A 20,044-nucleotide genomic window follows, 5' to 3' on the forward strand; every position below is an offset into this window, starting at 1 on the left:
TATTTAATCCCGTTGCATTTTTATTTTTTTACCCATATACTTTGATTATCAAAGAAAATGTGAAGGTGGCATTAAACATGGACAAACAGACCAATTTAGTTAATGCCCAGCTGGTAAAAGTCTTTAACGATATTTTAGCGATTGAGGAAACAGAACTGAAAAAAAGTGATTTTTCAGATCTATCAATCAAAGAAATGCATACGATTGAGGCTATAGGTATGGGTAAAAGTAAAACAACAGGTGAGGTAGCCAAAGACTTATCTATTACGGTAGGGACATTAACGGTGGCTATTAATAATTTAGTCAAAAAAGGATATGTCGACCGAGTGAGAAGCGAAACAGATCGCCGCGTGGTGAGATTAAAGTTAACCAACCGTGGACGTTTGTTTTACAGATCACATCAACATTTCCACAAACAAATGGTTGAGGCAGCTTTATCAGATATGGCGATTGATGAGCAACACGCATTAGTCAAAGGTCTGCAAAGCTTGCATGAGTTTTTACAGAAATACTACTAAGAAGCAACAATAAGGAGTTATGAAGGCATGGGAATGTATCCTCAGATTACAAAAGTAGCAAAATATGTCCCTGATAATTCTGTATCAAACCATGACTTATCACAACTGCTTGATACGTCAGATGACTGGGTATTTTCTCGGACAGGTATCAAATCAAGACATATCAGCTTAAAAGAAACAACCAGTGATATGGGGATTGAGGTTGCCAAAAAGTTAATGGCTGACAAGGATGTATTGTCTTTGGATTTCATTATTGTAGCAACCATGACCAGTGATTATGCGACACCCTCTACGGCGTGTCTGATACAAGGAGCAATTGGTGCAAAAAATGCGTTTGCTTTTGATGTGAGTGCTGCGTGCTCTGGTTTTATTAGTGCCCTTTCCACCGCTGAAACTTTTTTATCAAGTGGGAAATACAAGACAGGTATCGTGATTGGTGCCGAAACCATGTCAAACATATTGGATTGGACCGATCGAAGTACCGCTGTTCTTTTTGGCGATGGTGCTGCGGGAGTCTTATTGGAAACAAAAGCGAGTACGCCAAGATTTTTAGACGAATATTTAGAATCAGATGGCACACGATTTATGTCTTTAAGAGCCAATCAACTTGCGCCAAAAACGCCTTTTAAAGAGGCGATGGAAGATGTAGTAATAGGGTTAGAAATGGAAGGGAAACAAATTTTTGACTTTGGTTTAAGAGATGTTTCTAAAAACATAACGACGCTATTGACTAGAGAGGCAAATCAAGAGGTATCTCTGGATTATGTCTTGGCTCATCAAGCCAACGTTCGCATATTAGATGCGATTGCTAAAAAAACGAAATTACCAAGAGAGAAGTTCTTATCAAACGTTGCCAGTCACGGTAATACATCTGCCGCATCCATCCCTCTGCTTTTAGCAGATAGTGTTGAGAATGGTACTCTTGTATTAAACAGTGGGCAAACAGTCCTCATGGTGGGATTTGGTGGAGGATTAACTTTAGGTAGTTTACTAATAACATTATAAAATTATTGGAGGAAATTAACATGACAACATTTGAAAAAATTCAGGAAATTATCGTAGATCAATTAGGGAAAGAAGAAGATGAGGTACAATTAACAACTAACTTCAGAGATGATTTAGAAGCAGATAGTTTAGACTTATTCCAAATCTTAAACGATATTGAGGATGCTTTTGAAGACTCAGACGTTAAAATTGAAACAGACGAAGGCTTAACAACCGTTCAAGATTTAGTAACATTCGTTGACAAACAAATAGCAGCAAACAAATAAAAAATAGAAAATAGCTATAAAGCCCTCGTGCTTTCTTAGCTATTTTTTTAAAAGGAATTTGAAAGGATGAAACAATGAACTCTTCAAGAATATGCGAGATGTTAGACATTGACTACCCAATTTTTCAGGGAGCAATGGCATGGGTGGCAGAGGAACAGTTAGCAAGTGCTGTCTCAAATGCAGGAGGTCTAGGCTTAATCGCTTCAGGACACGCACCAAAAGAAGTAATTAAAGAAAAAATAGACAATGCTCGTCGAATGACTGATAAAACATTTGGTGTGAATATTATGTTAATGTCTCCTTTTGTGGAGGATATCGTTGATTTGGTCATCGAAGAACGAGTAAAAGTCATTACTACAGGAGCAGGCTCTCCTGGGAAGTACATGAAGCGTTTTAAAGAAGCGGGAATTACAGTTATTCCAGTGGTTGCCTCTGTTGCCGTCGCTAGAAGAATGGAAAAAGAAGGAGCAGATGCGGTAGTTGTTGAGGGGATGGAAGGTGGCGGTCACATTGGGAAATCGACCACGATGACGCTAGTCCCCCAAGTAGTTGATGCTGTATCGATTCCAGTGATTGCTGCGGGTGGTATTGGAGACGGGCGTGGTGTTGCTGCAGCTTTAATGCTTGGAGCAGAAGCAGTCCAACTTGGCACTCGTTTCTTAGTCTCAACAGAATCGATTGCTCATGATAACTTCAAAGCAAAAGTAGTGAAAGCCAAGGACATTGACACGGTTGTTACAGGACTCCTAACAGGGCATCCTGTTCGTGGGTTACGTAATCGTTTAACCAAAACGTTTGAAAAAGCAGAAAGAGAAGAGGGTGGGAAAGAGAACCCGAACTTTGATCGCTTAGAGGATTTAGGAAAAGGGGCTTTGAAAAAAGCTGTTATAGATGGTGATATTAAAGATAGTTCAATGATGTCTGGTCAAATTGCAGGATTGATCAAGACGAGTGAACAGTCTTGTCATGATATCATTCAAGAGTTAGTAACAGAAACACGCAGTGTGCTAGAAACAAGAACACAGGCTTGGATATAGAGGAGTTATCTTATGAAGATTGCATTTGTATTTAGTGGCCAAGGCTCTCAGTACCAAGGCATGGGCCGAGAATTATTTGATTATTCAGATAATTATAAACAGAACATTGAAGAATCATCTAAGGCTTTGGGTATTGATTTAAAAGAGCTAATGTTTGAAGAGAACGAACAGTTGGATCAAACAGAATACACGCAGCCAGCTATTTTAGCTATGAGCTTAGCCACATCAGAATTAATTAAAGAGGAATGTGGCATTCAACCTGAGATGGTGGCAGGACTTAGTTTAGGCGAATATACCTCTTTGGTGGAATCTGGCTGGTTAAGGAAAGTAGACTGCCTACCTCTAGTTAGAGCTAGGGGCAAATTTATGGAAGAAGCTGTTCCTAATAATGAAGGAAGTATGGCAGCTATCATGGGATTGCCTCGTGAGTTGGTAGATAAGGTGTGCGGTGGTATTACCTTAGGATTTGTAGCTGTGGCCAATTATAATATGCCTCAGCAACAAGTCATTTCAGGAGACAGGTTAGCTGTTGAAGCTGCATGTGAGGAATTAAAACAGGCAGGAGCGAAACGAATCATTCCATTGAACGTCAGTGGTCCTTTTCATACACCTCTACTTCAACCCGCAAAAGAGAAGCTCCGCCCATTATTAGAACAAACAAAGGTTCATAGTGGACATCTCCCACTCGTTAGTAATGTCACAGGACAATTGCTTGAATCAAAGACGGATCTTGTAGCTCATTTATGCCAACAGATTGTGTCACCTGTTTACTGGGAAGACTCAGTAAAAGAGATGATTGCTCTAGGTATTGATGTTTTTATTGAAGTGGGGCCTGGTAGAGCATTAACTGGATTTATCAAAAAAATTGATAAATCAGTGACGGTATTAAACGTGGAAGATTTGAAATCATTGCAGAAATTAAAGGTATTTTTAAAAGAAAACGAGGTGTCTTAAAAAGTATGTTAGAAAATAAAACAGTGGTCATTACAGGTAGTTCACGAGGCATCGGTAAAGCATTAGCTATTGCCTTTGCTAAAGAAGGGGCTAATATTGTTTTAAATGCTAGAAAGCCTGTTCCAACAGAATTGATTGATGAATTGGAGGGGTACGGTGCTAAAACATTAGTTGTTCTAGGAGACATTCAACATCTAGAAGAAGCAAAAACACTCATCCATTCAGCGAAAGAAACGTTTGGTTCAGTGGATGTTTTGATTAATAATGCCGGCATCACCAAAGATGGTTTAATCATGCGAATGAGTGAGACAGATTTTGATGATGTGATTAACGTTAATCTAAAAGGAACGTTCAATACGATTCAACAAGCATCATCTATTATGTTGAAACAAAAAGAAGGAACGATTATTAACTTAGCCAGTGTTGTTGGTCTGACAGGTAACGCCGGTCAAGGGAATTACGCGGCAAGTAAAGCAGGCGTTGTAGGCTTAACAAAATCCGTGGCCAGAGAACTTGCATCACGCGGCATTACATGTAATGCGATTGCTCCAGGTTTTATTGAAACAGATATGACAGATGTCTTAAGCGACAAAGTAAAAGAACTAACACTGTCTCAGATACCGCTAAAAAAATTAGGACAAGTAGAAGATATTGCCCGTACGGCTATCTTTTTAGCAACAAATAAATACATTACAGGTCAAGTCATTAATGTTGATGGCGGCATGGTAATGAACGGATAGGGAGGCAAATCATGAAACGCGTAGTAATTACAGGAATCGGCGCTGTGACACCTTTAGGTAACACAGCTGAGGAATTCATGACTAATATTTTACAAGGTAAGAACGGGATTGCACCGATCACTCATTTTGATGCGAGTGAGACGGGAATCACAGTAGCTGCTGAAGTGAAAGAATTCGATCCAACCCTTTATATGGAAAAAAAAGAAGTTAAAAGAATGGATAAATTTTCTGTTTATGGCATTGCTGCAGCTAAACAAGCGATGGAAGACAGCGGTCTAGATGATACCAATATGGATCGTGACCGTTTAGGTGTGATGGTTAGTTCAGGGATTGGTGGAATGGAGACCATTCAAAATCAAGTGATTCGTATGTCCCAAAAAGGACCTAAACGAGTAGCGCCTTTCTTTGTTCCTATGGCAATTGGTAATATGGCTGCAGGGAATATCGCGATTAAAGTGGGAGCTAGAGGGATTTGTACGTCTGTTGTAACAGCCTGTGCTTCAGCAACGAATGCGATTGGGGAAGCGTTTAGAAATATTAAACATGGCTATTCAGATGCTATTTTAGCAGGAGGAGCAGAAGCAACGATTTGTGAAATTGGTATTTCAGGTTTTGCTTCTTTAACAGCGCTTTCTCCAGAGCCAGATCCGATGAAGGCATCCGTTCCTTTTGATAAGAACCGTAGTGGTTTTGTTATGGGTGAGGGAAGTGGTGTGTTGGTACTAGAAGAATTAGAACATGCGATGAACCGTGGAGCGAAGATTTATGCTGAAGTGGTAGGTTATGGGTCTAACTGTGACGCGCATCACATCACGAGTCCTAATCCAGATGGTTCTGGTGCAGGTAAATGCATGCTACAAGCCATGAATGAAGCTGGAATAACGCCAAGAGATGTGGACTACATTAATGCGCATGGAACAAGTACTCCAACTAATGATGGTGCTGAAACCACAGCGATTAAGTATGCCATGAAAGAAGAGGCTAAAACAGTCGCTATTTCTAGTACTAAAAGTATGGTGGGTCATTTACTAGGAGCTGCAGGAGCTGTAGAAGCGCTAGCCTGTATTGCGGCTTTACAACAAGATACGATCCCACCAACGATAGGTTTAACAGAGCCAGATTCAGCGTGTGATTTAGATTATACACCCTTAACAGCCGTTAAACGTCCTGTGGAGTATACATTAAGTAATTCTCTTGGGTTTGGGGGGCATAATGCAGTCATCTGCCTTAAAAAATGGCGAGGTGACCAAGCATGACAATTGAAGAACTACAAGGTCTAATGACTCAATTTGAAGATAGTAGTATCAGAGAGTTGCAAGTGAGTTTAGAGGGTGTTCAGTTGGTTTTAAGTAAGAACGAGGCACCGATTGTTGCAACGTCAGCTACAGCTGAACAAGCAGTAAGGACTGAAAAAGTAATCCCTGTAACAGAGGAATCAACCTATGAACTATCTGAAGGAGAGCCTTCTAAAGAAAGTATATCAGAAGGAAAAACGATTGACTCACCGATTGTTGGCGTTATCTATACTGCCAGTGAACCAGGTGCTCCTCCTTTTAAACAAGTAGGGGACAAAGTGGAAATTGGCGAACGTTTATGTATTGTTGAAGCAATGAAAATCATGAACGATATTACAAGCGATGTATCAGGTACTATTACCGAAATATTAATTAACAACGAAGAAGTGGTTGACTTTGGTCAGCCGTTATTCAGAGTTGTCTAGGAGGATAATAATGCAATTAAATGTACAAGAAATCATGGAAATCATTCCAAACCGCTACCCAATCATGATGGTAGATAAAGTAACTGAATTAGAACCAGGAAAATACGTTAAAGCCATCAAAAATGTGACGTATAACGAGCACTTTTTCCCAGGCCATTTCCCAGGTGAACCTGTGATGCCAGGCGTTCTTATTTTAGAAGCGTTAGCTCAAACAGGATCAATACCTTTACTAAAAAGTGAAGAATTTCAAGGTCAAACAGGTTATTTAGGTGGTATTGACAAAGTGAAGTTCCGTCAAAAAGTAGTGCCTGGTGACGTGTTAGTCATGGAAATGGAAATCATCAAACAAAAAGGAAATATTGGCGTTGGTAAAGCCACTGCCTCTGTTGAAGGGAAAAAAGTGTGTGAGGCTTTAATGACGTTTATTATTGGGGCAGGAGCGTAGACCATATGTTTGAAAAAGTTTTAATTGCCAATCGTGGAGAAATTGCTGTACGAATCATTCGAGCTTGCCGAGAACTTGGCGTTAAAACAGTCGCTGTGTTCTCAGAAGCTGACAGAGAAGCGTTACACGTGCAAATGGCAGATGAAGCCATTTGTGTGGGTCCTGCTAGAGCGACAGACTCTTATTTGAACATGCAAAATGTTCTTAGTGCGGCCGTTGTGACGGGAGCTGAAGCTATCCATCCGGGCTTTGGTTTTTTAGCTGAGAACAGTTTGTTCGCAGAAATGTGCGAAGAGTGTCACATTACATTTATCGGACCAAAAGCCAAAACCATTGATGATATGGGGAATAAAATCAATGCTAGAAAGCTGATGATAGACGCTGGTGTCCCGGTGATTCCAGGTTCTGATGGTGAGGTCTCTGATTTAGAGGAAGCTAAACGTATTGCTAGTAGTATAGGCTATCCTTTGATGCTTAAAGCTGCAGCTGGTGGTGGTGGAAAAGGAATTAGAAAAGTCCTTGTGGAAGCTGACTTATCTTCTCAGTTCCACTCGGCTCAGCAAGAAGCCTTGCAAGCCTTTGGTGATGGTCAGATGTACATTGAAAAAATTATCTATCCAGCCAAACACATTGAAGTCCAAATATTAGGTGATGCTTTCGGTCATGTGATTCATTTAGGTGAAAGAGATTGTTCTTTGCAACGTAGTAATCAAAAAGTGCTAGAAGAAGCCCCTGCCATTACGCTAACACCTGACTTGCGACGAGATATGGGAGAGGCTTCGCTAAAAGCTGCCCACGCAGTAGGCTATGAAAACGCAGGAACGATTGAGTTTTTAGTTGATGCAGATAATCAGTTTTATTTTATGGAAATGAATACAAGGATCCAAGTGGAGCACCCTGTGACAGAGATGATTACAGGTGTGGATATTGTCAAATGGCAATTGAAAATTGCATCTGGTATCCCACTTTCTATCAGACAAGAAGACGTTGTCTTAACAGGTCATGCCATAGAGTGCCGAATCAATGCGGAAAATCCTAATTTTAATTTTGCACCGAGCCCAGGAACGATTACTAACTTATTGTTACCTGGTGGAGGATTAGGTTTAAGGGTTGATAGTGCGATGTATTGCGGGTATACCATCCCGCCTTTTTACGATTCGATGATTGCTAAAGTCATTGTGCATGGTGCCAATAGAATTGAAGCCTTGCAAAAAATGCAACGGGCTTTAGGTGAATTAGTCACAGAAGGCGTCGTGACAAACCAAGATTTCCAACTAGACTTGATTACAGATGAGACGATTATTAAAGGGAACTATGATACTAGTTTTTTACAAGAGGTATTCTTACCTCAATGGCAAAAATAAATGAGTAAAGGAGGAGAGATATGGGACTTTTTAAAAAAAGAGAATATATTCGTATCACTCCACCACAGAAGCAACAAGCACCGCGGGAGGTGACAAGTTCTCCTGTGGTCCCTGATGGAATGTTTGAACAATGCCCAAGTTGTAAAAAGCAACTTCACCGGAAGGAATTAGGCAAAGAGAGAACGTGTCATCATTGTGGGTATGGTTTTAGAATTGATGCAAGAGAACGATTGAATATGATCGTAGATTGGGATTCCTTTACTGAATGGGATAGAGAGGTCGTCTCCACAAACCCAATCGATTATCCTGATTATGAAGAGAAAATAAGGCAAGCCCAAGAAAAAACAGGGCTCAATGAGGCGGTTGTCACAGGTACGGCTCAGATTAAAGGGCAATCAGTGGTGATTGGTGTCATGGATAGCCGTTTTATCATGGGAAGTATGAGTCAAGCTGTGGGTGAAAAAATTACTCGAGCTTTTGAAGAAGCCACAAACCAAGGACTACCAGTGGTTATGTTCACGGCATCAGGAGGGGCTCGGATGCAAGAAGGGATACTGTCTTTAATGCAAATGGCCAAAATTTCTGGGGCGGTTAAACGTCACAGTGATAGGGGCTTACTGTATATTACCGTTTTGACAGATCCTACAACAGGTGGAGTGACAGCGAGCTTTGCGATGCAAGGAGACGTTATTTTAGCTGAACCACAGACCTTAATTGGGTTTGCAGGCAGACGAGTGATTGAACAAACCATTCGTCAAACGTTACCCGATGATTTTCAAAAAGCAGAATTTCTATTAGAACACGGCTTTGTTGATCGCATCGTCCCTCGGAACGAATTACGCAAACAAATTGGGTTACTATTAGCTTTACATGATAGAGGAGGTGTTGTGGATGAAACGCGCGAATGACATTGTCAAACTAGCGAGAGAGGCCACGCGACCTACATCAAGAGAGATGATAGAGACCATGGTTGATCATTTTTTTGAGTGTCACGGTGACCGATATTATGGGGATGACGCTGCTGTTGTCGGAGGGGTTGGTTTTTTAAAAGGGATGCCTGTTACGATTATTGGGATTCAAAAAGGTAAGACCTTAGAAGAAAACATCGAAACAAAGTTTGGTTCCCCAAGTCCAGAAGGCTACCGAAAAGCCCTGAGACTGATGAAACAAGCCGAAAAATTTAACCGACCTGTTATCACGCTTATTAATACCCCTGGAGCTTACTGTGGCATTGAAGCAGAAGAACGTGGGGAAGGGGAAGCGATTGCTCGTAACCTGTATGAAATGAGCCGATTAACAGTACCGACGCTCTCTATTTTTACAGGAGAGGGTGGAAGTGGTGGTGCCCTGGCCTTGGCTGTGACAGATAGGGTGTGGATGTTAGAACATAGTATCTATTCTATTTTATCACCAGAAGGGTTTGCTTCTATTTTATGGAAAGATAGTTCTAGGGCAGAAGAGGCAGCAGAGGTGATGAAACTTACCCCAACGGATTTATATGAGTTAGGGATCATCGAAAAAATCATTCCAGAAACGAAAGGCAATAAACCGTTGCCTTGGTCAATTATTTTAGAAAATATGGCACAGGAAAGTTATGACACCTTATGTCAATTAAAACAGATGCCAGCAGATAAATTAACGGACCAGCGTTACCAACGTTTTAGAGCATTTTAGTTACTTAAAATGCTTTTTTGTCGTGTCCTTTAAATGAGAACGTCTTCTCATTTACAAATGCATCATTTTTGGTTATGATAAATATGATTGAGAGGAGTGTTACGTGTGAGCGAACAAAAATGGTCAGACGAAAAATTAGCAAGTGTTCAAGAAGAGATTATTAACTGTTTAGAAACAGTAATTGACCCAGAATTAGGTGTTGATATTGTTAACTTAGGTTTGATTTATGAAATTGATTTTCAAGAATCAGGTTACTGTGAAGTTAAAATGACCTTAACAACAATGGGATGTCCCTTAGCGGATGTTATCACTGAAAACATACATGAAGCCTTAAAAGATGTAGAAGAAGTCAAAGAAATTGAAGTGAAACTTGTTTGGTATCCAGCATGGACAACTGATAGAATGAGCAGATATGCAAGAATTGCTTTAGGACTTAGAGGCTAGGTTATAGCTGTTGCTGGCAGTGTTTCAACAGTCATTTTATGTAAATATAGACAACAAGTAGGAAGTCCAACCGTTTTAATGTTTTGGAATGATTATCTGACTTGTTGAGCAACTAGACTTGCTTGCCTTTTAAATTTAAAAGGTGAGGAGGTCTTTTATTTTTAAATAACAAATCAGTCATTACTTAAAAATTCATAAACTCATGCTTGAGTAGGATGAAAAAAGGGAACAAGATGGTTATAATAGAACCATCTTTAAATATGAGTCATGATAGGAGATAACAATGAAAAAAATGAATAAATTAATTGTAGCCACACTAAGTTTAGCGTTCTTAACAACAGGTGGCGTTGTATATGGAGCTGAAAAAGCGAAGGATGAAGGTTGGGATGTGCCGAACATCGCCTTAGGTAATGGGTTGACACCAGCCGAACAAGAGCAAACCAAAGAGATCTTGATGAAAGATGCGTCTAATGTTCCTGCTTTAAAAGGAACGGATATGACAAAAAATAACATTTTTATCGTAGATGGGGACGATTTAGTTAAATACGTGACAGATGTTCCGGAATTTACACCTTCTTCTAAAGCTTATTCAAGTGCTTTTATCACGAGAACAAAAAAAGATTCAGGTGTGACGGTGGATATTGTGACACCGCAAAATATTACGTCTCGTACGGAAGCCATGTATCGTTCTGCGGCGATTACAAGTGGTGTGTACGATGCTTATATTAGAATTGCAAGCGTTCGTACCATGGACGGGAGTGGCGCCTTAGCAGGTATTTACAAAATATACGATGAAGTAGATCCAGCGGCGAATGCAGAAGTGCAACAAGAGCGTGACGAAAAACGTGAAGTCGCTCAAGAGCAAATGCAAGTGGTCTCTGCTATTGATAATGAGAACCAAGGAAAAGACAATTATTCTTCAGAAAACATCTTAGTAATGCTTGCAGACATTCAGTTAGAGCTTCAAAAAATCAATGAGAAATTAGCTACTATGTCTAAAGAAGAAGTGGGCACTGAAGTTGAAAAAGTAGTCGATGAGCAAATTGAAAAAAATGGGTTAACGGAATCCATGACACCAGAACTTCGAGGGCAAGTAGTGAATAACATGATTAACTTTACTCAGACACAAGGGATTAATGATAAAGAAATGACGGAACAATTGTCTAACTTTAAAGACGATCTTGTTAAGAATGGGAAAGAATTTAAAGACAGTTTATTATCAGATGAGAACGTAGAAAAAGCTAAAAAAGGCTTGTCAGGTTTTTGGCAAGCTGTGAAAGAGTTCTTTACCAATCTTTTTAGTAAAAATAATGAATAAATGTGAAAATCCCCTTAGACGACAGTCTTAAGGGGATTTCTTTATTTAACGGAACCTAACATACCTGCGACAAAGTATTTTTGTAAAGCGAAAAAGACAAAGGCAGTAGGTAAGGTAGCGATGACAATCACTAGCATCGTCAATCCGTAATCAGGTGTATAACTTGACCCTAAGTTTGAGATAAGTAGTGGGAGTGTTTGTTTATTAGGTGATTGCAACACGATAAGTGGCCATAAGTAGTTGTTCCAACTATTCATGAATGTGATAATCATCGCAGCTGCATAGGTTGTTTTCATCGTTGGAACATATATTTTAAAGAATAAGCCGATTTCTGATAACCCATCAATCCGACCAGCTTCTAATAAAGACTTAGGAAACATCTTGGTGTTCTGTCTAAAAAAGAAAATCAAAAAGGCGGTTGATAGGAAAGGCAAAATAGCGGCACCAATAGTATCTACTCCAACGAATGGGAAGACAACAGATAATTGACCGAACATTTTGAACAGGGGAATCATGATGGTTGCAAACGGAATCATCATTGATAAAAGTAAAATATTAAAGATAATATCTTTTCCCTTACTTCGGTGAATCTCAAAGCCGTAACCCGCTAAGGAGGCAATTGTAATAGAGATTAGGGTCTGTAGAAAGGAAACTTTGGCACTGTTCCACATTGCTTGCCCTAAATCATAAGATTGAGTCACGCTTTTGAAGTTTTCAATTAAGTGGGTACCAGGCGTTAAGCTTCCTTTAATAATATCTACAGAGCTGTTAGTCGCGCTCACTAATAAGAAATAAAAGGGAAAACCAAAAATGATAACAGATAAAGCTAAAAATAAATAAGTTCCGAATTTTTTCATTCTTCTTTTCCTCCTACTTTAAATTGAATAATAGAGAAGAAGATAACAAGTACCACAATAGCGTAAGAAACTGCTGCTGCATAACCAAAGTCTGGAGTGTATTTAAAGGACAGGTTATAAATGTATTGTGAGATGGTCGTTGTCGCATTACCTGGTCCACCTTGTGTTAAGTTCATAGGTTCATCAAATAATTGGAGAGTCCCGATGGTTGATGTAACAGATGAAAAGAGAATCACAGGTTTTAATAGTGGAATCGTAATATTAAAAAATTGCTTAACAGGACCCGCGCCATCGATAGTCGAGGCTTCATAAATTTCAGGATCGATGTTTTGTAAAGCGGACAAGAAGAAAATCATATTGAACCCTGTCCAACGCCACGTAATGGCGATAATAATCACCACTTTTGACCAAAATGGGCTAGATAAAAAGGCGATAGGTTCACTCATTAAATGTAAGTTCATCAATAAATGATTAATAATGCCGTCGTTAGCGAAAAGGTATTTAAAAACAATCGAATAAGCAACCAGAGACGTAATCGCCGGCAGAAAGACTACGGTTCTAAAAACACCTTTAAATTTTACTGTGGCATTGTTTAAAATAACTGAAAATAAAATGGATAATGTCACCATAATCGGTACTTGAAAGAGTAGAAAGATAATGGTGTTTTTTGTTGCGGCAATAAAGGTTGGGTCTTTGAATAATCGGATATAATTATCCAAACCCACATAGCTTAAATTGTTTCCAGATCCAGATTTAAAGGACATAAGAAGAGATTGAAACATAGGATAAAAGTAAAAGGCAGTGATAAGAGTGGTTGGGATAAGTACAAATAGCCAACCAACGATGTCTTGTTTTCTTTTAGTGCTGCTGATATTCCTTTTTTTCATGGGTTTTATACACCTCTTGTATCAAAATGTAGCTACTTCGTCAGATGGCGAAGTAGCTATAATTATTGTTATTTAACTTGTGTTTCTGCTGTTTTTTGAGCATCTTTCATGACAGCGTTAATGTCTTTTCCGCTTAAGAAGTCTTGTAATGCATTGTTACCAATGTCTCCAAATGCGTAAGTGTTTTTACCAAAGTTCACTGCTGGGATTTCGGTTGCCCAATTAGAGAAGTCAGTGTACACTGTTTGTCCGCCGAAGAAGTCATCTTTCGCTTTATAGGCTTCACCAGAAGAGGCTGGTTCGTAAGAACCTAGGGCACCAACTTCTTTGATTAAACGTTGGTAGAATTCTTGATCTTTACCAAAGGTTTCAGAAATAAATTTAGCCGCTTCTTCTTTTCCATCTACATTAAGTACGTAGAAAGAAGAACCACCTAAGTTTGAAGCATTTGTTGCGCCTTTTACATCCGCTTGTCTTGGGAAAGGTTTAACCACCCATTCGCCTGCTTGATCTGCTTCTGCTTTAACAGACGGTGTGATCCAGTTACCGTTTAAAGTAGTCGCAACTTTTCCGTCATTAAAATTAGACAGCATTTGATCCCACCCGTTATGAGTAATCATCACGCCTTCATCTAACATTTTTTTCATTAGTTCAAAGGCGTTAATCAAAGATTCATTGTTTTCGAAGTTTGGCGTAGCTCCATCTTCAAGGGTATACCAACTACCACTTGATTGCATAATAGCTCTAACAAGGCCTGTATCGTTTAAGTCCGTTGAAAACATTGGTAAGCCTGTTTTTTCTTTGACTTGTTTACCTAGTGTAATAAATTCTTCCCATGTAATATTTTCAAAGTCATCTACTGTTAATCCTGCTTTTTCGATGATTGGTTTTCTTAGGAAGAGCCCTGTTACGCCTGTGTCAAAGGGAATCGCGTAGTTCACGTTATCCGTTGATGTTGCTTCGATTTTATAGGGGATGAAATCTGAAGCTGTAATGAAATCTGTTAATGGAAAGAAAGCATCAGGAAAAGCATCTAAAAAGCTTTTCGCACGGTAATCTTCAATGAGAACAAGGTTCGGTAACCCTTTCATATTGCCGGAACTTAACCCAGTATTTAATTTTTGGACAATATCGTCTTGTGCGTTTTCAATCACGTTTAATTTAAAATCCTTGTTTTCTTTTTGATACGTTTCTTCTGCTAGTTCAAGAGCAGCAATGTTGAACTTAGGATCCCAAGCCCAAGCGGTTACTTCACCTTCTGATGTTTTGTCTGTGTTTTGCGTGTCCTCTTTTGATTGATTACCACAAGCAGCAAGCATCATTACTGCAGATGTCCCTACTAATAGTTTTAATAATGTCTTTTTCATTATAAAAACGCCTCCTAATTTTTTATATGTTACTCACTATAAGTGAGAAAATACCGAAAGTGATGTAGTCAAAAGCATTGTATATATTGATTATAAAAAATAACTAAATATAATAAATAAAAAAGTAGAAAATACCTTAATATAAGCGGTTACATGCAACCGTTATCAGTTTAACTTAATAATAAAATAAAAACAACAGCGAGGCGTAATATTCTTGAAAAGTTATGTTTAAAGGACTTTATATAAACTTTTTTATCATAATAACTCCTATTTGAGAGTGTCTAAAGTCATAGATGTTCGTTTGTTTAAAATGATTAATTGGTTATAAAATGAAAATAATACTGTGACGAATGTAGTAATCAAGTGAGGTTGTTAGGAAAGCGCAATCATATAATGAAATGACTTTGAATAAAAACGAATATTAAAAGTAATAAAAACTTTTAATGGTCGTGTTTTAATATCTGTACATTAAATAACAAATATGATTGAATTTTACTTTATCCATACAAATACGTTACGTGTGTATGCTATAATCTTTGTGTATTAACAATAAAAGGAGAGAATAGAATGAAACGTAGAACATGGGGGACAGCGGTTGTTACTTTAGCATCTAGTATGTTAATGTTTACAGTGGTTACTAATGCTGAAACAGCATCAGATAAGGCACCGGAGATTCAACCGAAAGAAAGTAATGGAATGAAAGTGTTGTTTGATAACACACATGCTCAAACAGCTGGCGCAGCAGATTGGGTCATTGATGGCGCTTTCTCTGATTTTGGAGAAGATTTAGCGAGCAGAGGCTATTTTGTTAAAGAACTTAGAAAAGAGACACCTATTACATTAGAAGATTTAAAAGAATATAATGTATTTGTTGTACCAGAAGCGAACGTTCCTTACAAAGTATCAGAACAACAAGCCATTGAAGAGTATGTGTCTCAAGGGGGAGCTATTTTCTATATTTCGGATCATTATAATGCAGATCGAAATAAAAATAGAATCGACGCAAGTGAAGCGTTTAACGGCTATCGACGTGGGGCTTTTGAAGATATGACAAAGGACATGAATGAGGACGAAAAAAACTCTGAAGCGATGCAAGGGGTTAAAAGTAGTGATTGGTTAAATGAAACATTTGGTGTTCGTTTTAGATATAATGGATTGGATAACATTCCAGTAGGTAGCAAGTGGATTAAAGAAGATGCTTTTAACATTTTAGATGGTGTTAATGGTGTTGGCTTACATGCAGGATCAACCATTGCTATTATGGATCCAACCATTGCTAAAGGATTAATCTATCCACCAGAAGGATTAACTTCAGCAGTTAATAAATGGAAACCTGCTGTTGATGAAGGTGTTTATGATGGTGGTGGTGTTGCTGAAGGTGCTTACGTTGCTATCAGTAAAAAAGGAAAAGGGAAAGCTGCTTTTGTAGGTGATACTTCTATGGTTGAAGATGCTTCTCCTAAGTACATGAGAGATGAAAATGGGAAAGCTAAAAGAACATACGATGGCTACAAAGAGCAAGATGATGCTAAAGTGTTAACCCAATTAATTGATTGGTTAAGTAATCAAGAAGATTATGACACTTTTGATAAAATGGGCATTCAACTTTCTTCTAAAACAGTCTTGAAAGATTGGGAAGAACCAGCGAAAAGTACAGAACCTCAAAAAGAACCATGGTCAGCACCTGCGGCACACTATAAGTGGTACGACAGTTCTACTTTTGCATCAGGAAGCTTTGGTTCTAAAGAAGCGCCAGCAGCTCAAATAAGTACAAGTGTTAGTTATGAAGCGACTCCTGAAGCAGGTAAAACGAACGTGGCGACCATTAAAATGTCTGGTTTGAAACCAAACGAAACAAAAGAAGGTTACCGTTTAGGTGTTTACACGCCAATCGCTCAACATGGCTTTACACAAGGTTCACAAGTAGGTAAAGTAAGCATCGGTTCAGCAGAATTACCTAAAGATATTGGTTATTCTAATCGTTTTGCTGTAACAGCAGATGCTAAAGGTAACGCGGAGCAACAAGTAGCCTTCTTTGTTGAAAATGATGGAACATACAATATTCGTATTCAGTTTAATAAAGATAATATTCTAACAGAATCACTTGTTATTGAACCGGCAGGATCAGTTAAACCAACCGACCCAACGGAACCTGAGACACCGAATACTGGAAATGAAAAAGAAGCGTCTTACAATGTTAAAGGACAAATTTCCTTTGAAGCAAACGACGACATTGTTAAACCGGTAGACCCAGAAAATCCAGACCAAGAGTTAACCCCAGTTAACCCAGATGGCTCGATTAACGAAGGGACAGCTGGAGGCTTGTTGTCTGTGGATTACGCATCAAGTTTCTCATTTGGTAAACAGCAAGTGGATACTAAAAATCGTCTATACGGGGCAGAAGCGCAACGATTTAAAGACAGTGATGTGCTAAGAGGTAATTATATCCAAGTGACAGATAAACGTGGCACGCAATCTGGTTGGGTATTAAGTGTTGTACAAAATGAGCAATTCAAAACAGTTAAAAACCAAGAGTTATTAGGAGCTAAACTGTACTTAGGGAATGGTGCATTAAATTCACCTTCTATGCTAGAGGAAGGGTTTAATCCTGTTGTAACACCTGAGCAATTAGTTAAAGCTTTAGCTATTAAAGAGAACAATGTTTCTGGTGGATTAGAATTAATCCCAGGTCAAAGCAGTATTGTTATGACTGCCAATCAAGGAAAAGGTATGGGAACATGGACGTTGTCTTATGGACAAAGTAAAGATGGAAACATCGGCCTAATTGGTGCCAATGATCCGTTGAAATCTTCAGTTATTTTATCGGTGCCAAGTACGGCAAACCCATTACCTACAAAATATGAAACGGTATTAACATATCGTCTATCTATGGTCCCAGCGCCATAAAATAAGTACGAAAGATGAGAAACGAAGATATCTTTGTTTCTCATTCTTTTATAAGGAGATATGATACAAGAATGAAAGCACTAAAAAGAATAGTAGGAATAATTTTATTTATCGGGATGCTGAGTAGTTTTCCTGTAAATACTAAGGCAAATGAAGTGGGTTTTTCAGTTGAGCCGATTTTACCTAAGAATCAAATTGATCGTAATAAAGGGTACTTTCACTTGTTGTTAGACCAGGGGGAAAAACAAACCTTGGAGATTAAGGTGAAGAATTTTACAAAGGAGCCATTAAATCTAACCCTTTGGTCCTCTAATGCTAAGACGAATATGAATGGCATTGTTGATTACAGTAATAGAGTGGAACCTGATGATCCGTCTTTGTTGTACCCCTTAACGAAGAGTATCAAAGCTCCAAATAAAATTGAAATGAAGCCAGAATCCGAGGAGATATTAAAGGTAGAGGTTGAGATGCCAGATGTTCCTTTAGATGGTGTGATGGCAGGTGGATTGACAATTGAGGAAGCTAAAACCGGATCAACTGAGGCACCCACCTTAGATACCACGATAAAAAATAAATTTTCTTATGTTGTCGCGATGTTACTCCAACAAGAGTCAGTTGTTGAGGTTACACCAGAGGTATCGTTGAGTAAGGTTTACATGAGTCAGATTAACACGAAAAATGCAGTAGTTGGGGATATTACAAATCTGTCCAGTGTGTTCTTGAACAACGTCACAATTAAAACGCGTATTATTGAAGAAAAAACACAAGAGGTTGTTTTTTCTTCTGAAGTGGAGAGTAAGCAGATAGCGCCCAATTCTACCATGAAGTATCCTACTTTTTTGAATGGTAAAAAAATAAAAGCAGGTAGTTATGTGTATCAAGGAGAAATGTCAGGGGTTGCTTCTGACGATGATGAGCGACTCAGTTGGGCATTAGAAACGCCTTTTACTATAGAAAAAGAAGAAGCTTCTAATTTGAATAAAACAGGAACAGATTCAGAGACTGAGAAGAATGAACGAGGTATGACTGGCCCTTGGTTGTGGCTGATTTTAGCGCTTAATCTTCTATTTATTGTAGGTGTTGTTAGCTATTTAGTTTATAGAAGAAGAAAAAAACAACAAAAGAAGAAGAAAAAGAGAAAAAAGAAAAAGAAAGTTAATAAAAAAGCCTAATCTCTTAAGATTAGGCTTTTTTCCCCATTGAGTCACTATTAAAAGTCATCCCTTACCATCAATAGATGCCCAGGCTAGATTTTTGTGATACTAGCCTTAATAAATGTATCTGTAACTAGTATAAAACTAATTTAAAAAACGTACAAATAAAAAGTGTTGATTTTTAAAAAAAGTGATGCATTTAGTATGATAAAGAAAGGAAAGGTACTTTCTTACGTATTAATAAGTGTGTTGATAAGAAGCAAATACTCATAATAAAAACAATTTTGGTTATGAGTTGGAAGTTTTCTCCGAAAGTTAAGGTTTCCTCAGGAGCTATCAGTAGCAACGTGTTATTGATGTTAAAGACGATAAAAAGGTATGCATTTAACAGTAGTTGAAAAGGGGTATCGATCTTTGGTAAAAGTAAAAAACGATTGCTATTCTCTAATGATAATTGCTGAAAGACTTTGCTGCCAAGAAAACAGGTTAAGATGACTAAACTGAGCATAACTCCCCATTCAAGTATGCTGACTTTTTCTATAGAGGTCTGCAAGACAGGCATGATTCGATCGAAAGAATTTCCTATGATAACAGGAGATTCTTCCATGGGTTCAAAATAGCTAATACTAAATTGGATGTTCTGTAAGAATGATTTAAATGTAAAATAAATACTAGTCAGTAGAATGGCCCCTGATACCCATTCTCCAATAATCATTCCTAAGAAGTAACTGAGAGTAAAACTAGTTAGGATAGCTAGTAGCCCAGTCAAGGTGGACAAGATATGTTGTCCTAAGCTAATGTTTAGAAAATGACTCGGAATGAGCAATCTAAAAGCAATGAGAGAGCTCATTTTAGCTATGAAAAGAGTGGTGAAAAGACTACCTCCGATTAGTAGCAGTTTGTACCAATAAATCTCTGTTCGCTTAAACTTACTTGAAAATAAGAAAGAATTAAAGTGTGAATGTAAATCGAACAAGGCTAAAAAGAACCCGGTTAAACTAAACAAAATAAAAAACAGAAAAAAACGTTCGTTATAATGTTCGTAAGCGTTGTAAGGAAGTTGGGTAGACTTGTTTTTGCTGTTAAATACCGTTAACAAGTTTTCTCTGTACTCAGAGAATTCATTCGTATAGACTGTTTTTTCTTTACTTAAATCATAATATAGGAATACTTTTCCTTGCTGTTCATCTTCGAAATCGTAAGATTCTTCGATGCTTTTATTAAAGTCCTCGAGACCTTCTTCAGAATTTAAATAATGTGAACTCTGGTGCCAACTATTAATGTTATTCAATGTGGCATAGGCATAGAATCCTACGATAAATATCATTAATCCAATTAAAATTCGCTTGTATCTAGTAAAAAGTAATGTGAAAAGGGGACGATTCAT

20 protein-coding genes are annotated in these 20,044 nt (G+C 38.3%); 16 read left to right on the forward strand and 4 right to left on the reverse strand.

Features of this window, described 5'->3' with window-relative positions:
• Window positions 1-77: 77 nt before the first annotated feature.
• From ACVWM0_RS04355 to ACVWM0_RS04420, 14 genes are all read left to right on the forward strand, one after another.
• Window positions 78-518, forward strand: coding sequence for a MarR family winged helix-turn-helix transcriptional regulator (locus ACVWM0_RS04355; protein WP_476473406.1), 441 nt, complete (start codon window positions 78-80; stop codon window positions 516-518).
• A 27-nt stretch (window positions 519-545) separates the two neighbouring features.
• Window positions 546-1,523, forward strand: a complete 978-nt coding sequence (locus ACVWM0_RS04360; RefSeq protein ID WP_476473407.1) for a beta-ketoacyl-ACP synthase III — start codon at window positions 546-548, stop codon at window positions 1,521-1,523.
• A 20-nt stretch (window positions 1,524-1,543) separates the two neighbouring features.
• Window positions 1,544-1,789 carry an acyl carrier protein gene (locus ACVWM0_RS04365; protein WP_476473408.1) on the forward strand — a complete coding sequence of 82 codons (246 nt, stop codon included), beginning with the start codon at window positions 1,544-1,546 and terminating at the stop codon, window positions 1,787-1,789.
• 74 nt (window positions 1,790-1,863) lie between these two features.
• Window positions 1,864-2,826, forward strand: coding sequence for an enoyl-[acyl-carrier-protein] reductase FabK (fabK, locus tag ACVWM0_RS04370; protein ID WP_476473409.1), 963 nt, complete (start codon window positions 1,864-1,866; stop codon window positions 2,824-2,826).
• 12 nt (window positions 2,827-2,838) lie between these two features.
• On the forward strand, window positions 2,839-3,780 hold the full coding sequence (fabD, locus tag ACVWM0_RS04375) for an ACP S-malonyltransferase (protein ID WP_476473410.1): 942 nt from the start codon (window positions 2,839-2,841) through the stop codon (window positions 3,778-3,780).
• A gap of 5 nt (window positions 3,781-3,785) precedes the next feature.
• Complete coding sequence (gene fabG, locus ACVWM0_RS04380) at window positions 3,786-4,520, forward strand: 3-oxoacyl-[acyl-carrier-protein] reductase (RefSeq protein WP_476473411.1); 735 nt, start codon at window positions 3,786-3,788, stop codon at window positions 4,518-4,520.
• An 11-nt stretch (window positions 4,521-4,531) separates the two neighbouring features.
• Window positions 4,532-5,776, forward strand: a complete 1,245-nt coding sequence (fabF, locus tag ACVWM0_RS04385; RefSeq protein WP_476473412.1) for a beta-ketoacyl-ACP synthase II — start codon at window positions 4,532-4,534, stop codon at window positions 5,774-5,776.
• Complete coding sequence (accB, locus tag ACVWM0_RS04390; protein ID WP_476473413.1) at window positions 5,773-6,240, forward strand: acetyl-CoA carboxylase biotin carboxyl carrier protein; 468 nt, start codon at window positions 5,773-5,775, stop codon at window positions 6,238-6,240. Before fabF ends, accB begins: the two co-directional genes overlap by 4 nt.
• A 10-nt stretch (window positions 6,241-6,250) precedes the next feature.
• Window positions 6,251-6,685, forward strand: coding sequence for a 3-hydroxyacyl-ACP dehydratase FabZ (gene fabZ / locus ACVWM0_RS04395; protein ID WP_476473414.1), 435 nt, complete (start codon window positions 6,251-6,253; stop codon window positions 6,683-6,685).
• A gap of 5 nt (window positions 6,686-6,690) precedes the next feature.
• A complete protein-coding gene (locus tag ACVWM0_RS04400) occupies window positions 6,691-8,049 on the forward strand; it encodes an acetyl-CoA carboxylase biotin carboxylase subunit (RefSeq protein ID WP_476473415.1) in 1,359 nt (452 codons plus the stop codon).
• Window positions 8,050-8,069: 20 nt separating this feature from the next.
• Window positions 8,070-8,957 (forward strand): acetyl-CoA carboxylase, carboxyltransferase subunit beta, encoded by an 888-nt coding sequence (gene accD / locus ACVWM0_RS04405; protein ID WP_476473416.1) that lies wholly within the window; start codon window positions 8,070-8,072, stop codon window positions 8,955-8,957.
• Window positions 8,935-9,723 (forward strand): acetyl-CoA carboxylase carboxyl transferase subunit alpha, encoded by a 789-nt coding sequence (gene accA / locus ACVWM0_RS04410; protein WP_476473417.1) that lies wholly within the window; start codon window positions 8,935-8,937, stop codon window positions 9,721-9,723. The genes accD and accA overlap by 23 nt, the downstream gene beginning before the upstream one ends.
• A 105-nt stretch (window positions 9,724-9,828) precedes the next feature.
• Window positions 9,829-10,167: a metal-sulfur cluster assembly factor gene (locus ACVWM0_RS04415; RefSeq protein ID WP_476473418.1), complete on the forward strand. Its 339-nt coding sequence runs from the start codon at window positions 9,829-9,831 to the stop codon at window positions 10,165-10,167.
• A 283-nt stretch (window positions 10,168-10,450) separates the two neighbouring features.
• A complete protein-coding gene (locus ACVWM0_RS04420) occupies window positions 10,451-11,485 on the forward strand; it encodes a DUF1002 domain-containing protein (protein ID WP_476473419.1) in 1,035 nt (344 codons plus the stop codon).
• A gap of 41 nt (window positions 11,486-11,526) precedes the next feature.
• Here ACVWM0_RS04420 and ACVWM0_RS04425 read toward each other — a convergent pair whose 3' ends face one another.
• The 3 genes from ACVWM0_RS04425 to ACVWM0_RS04435 all read right to left on the reverse strand — a co-directional run bounded on the left by ACVWM0_RS04425 (window position 11,527) and on the right by ACVWM0_RS04435 (window position 14,596).
• Window positions 11,527-12,342 (reverse strand): carbohydrate ABC transporter permease, encoded by an 816-nt coding sequence (locus ACVWM0_RS04425; protein WP_476473420.1) that lies wholly within the window; start codon window positions 12,340-12,342, stop codon window positions 11,527-11,529.
• The gene (locus tag ACVWM0_RS04430; RefSeq protein ID WP_476473421.1) at window positions 12,339-13,229 is read right to left on the reverse strand and encodes a carbohydrate ABC transporter permease; all 891 of its coding nucleotides are present in this window, start codon (window positions 13,227-13,229) and stop codon (window positions 12,339-12,341) included. Before ACVWM0_RS04430 ends, ACVWM0_RS04425 begins: the two co-directional genes overlap by 4 nt.
• Window positions 13,230-13,297: 68 nt before the next feature.
• Window positions 13,298-14,596 (reverse strand): ABC transporter substrate-binding protein, encoded by a 1,299-nt coding sequence (locus ACVWM0_RS04435; protein ID WP_476473422.1) that lies wholly within the window; start codon window positions 14,594-14,596, stop codon window positions 13,298-13,300.
• A 567-nt stretch (window positions 14,597-15,163) separates the two neighbouring features.
• Here ACVWM0_RS04435 and ACVWM0_RS04440 point away from each other — a divergent pair.
• The gene (locus ACVWM0_RS04440) at window positions 15,164-17,503 is read left to right on the forward strand and encodes a WxL domain-containing protein (RefSeq protein WP_476473423.1); all 2,340 of its coding nucleotides are present in this window, start codon (window positions 15,164-15,166) and stop codon (window positions 17,501-17,503) included.
• Window positions 17,504-17,574: 71 nt separating this feature from the next.
• Window positions 17,575-18,675 carry a WxLIP family cell surface protein gene (locus ACVWM0_RS04445; protein ID WP_476473424.1) on the forward strand — a complete coding sequence of 367 codons (1,101 nt, stop codon included), beginning with the start codon at window positions 17,575-17,577 and terminating at the stop codon, window positions 18,673-18,675.
• Window positions 18,676-18,856: 181 nt separating this feature from the next.
• Here ACVWM0_RS04445 and ACVWM0_RS04450 read toward each other — a convergent pair whose 3' ends face one another.
• Entirely contained in the window at window positions 18,857-20,044 is a 1,188-nt protein-coding gene (locus ACVWM0_RS04450; protein WP_476473425.1) for a hypothetical protein, read from the reverse strand.

This window comes from Vagococcus sp. 211 (genome assembly GCF_056322705.1).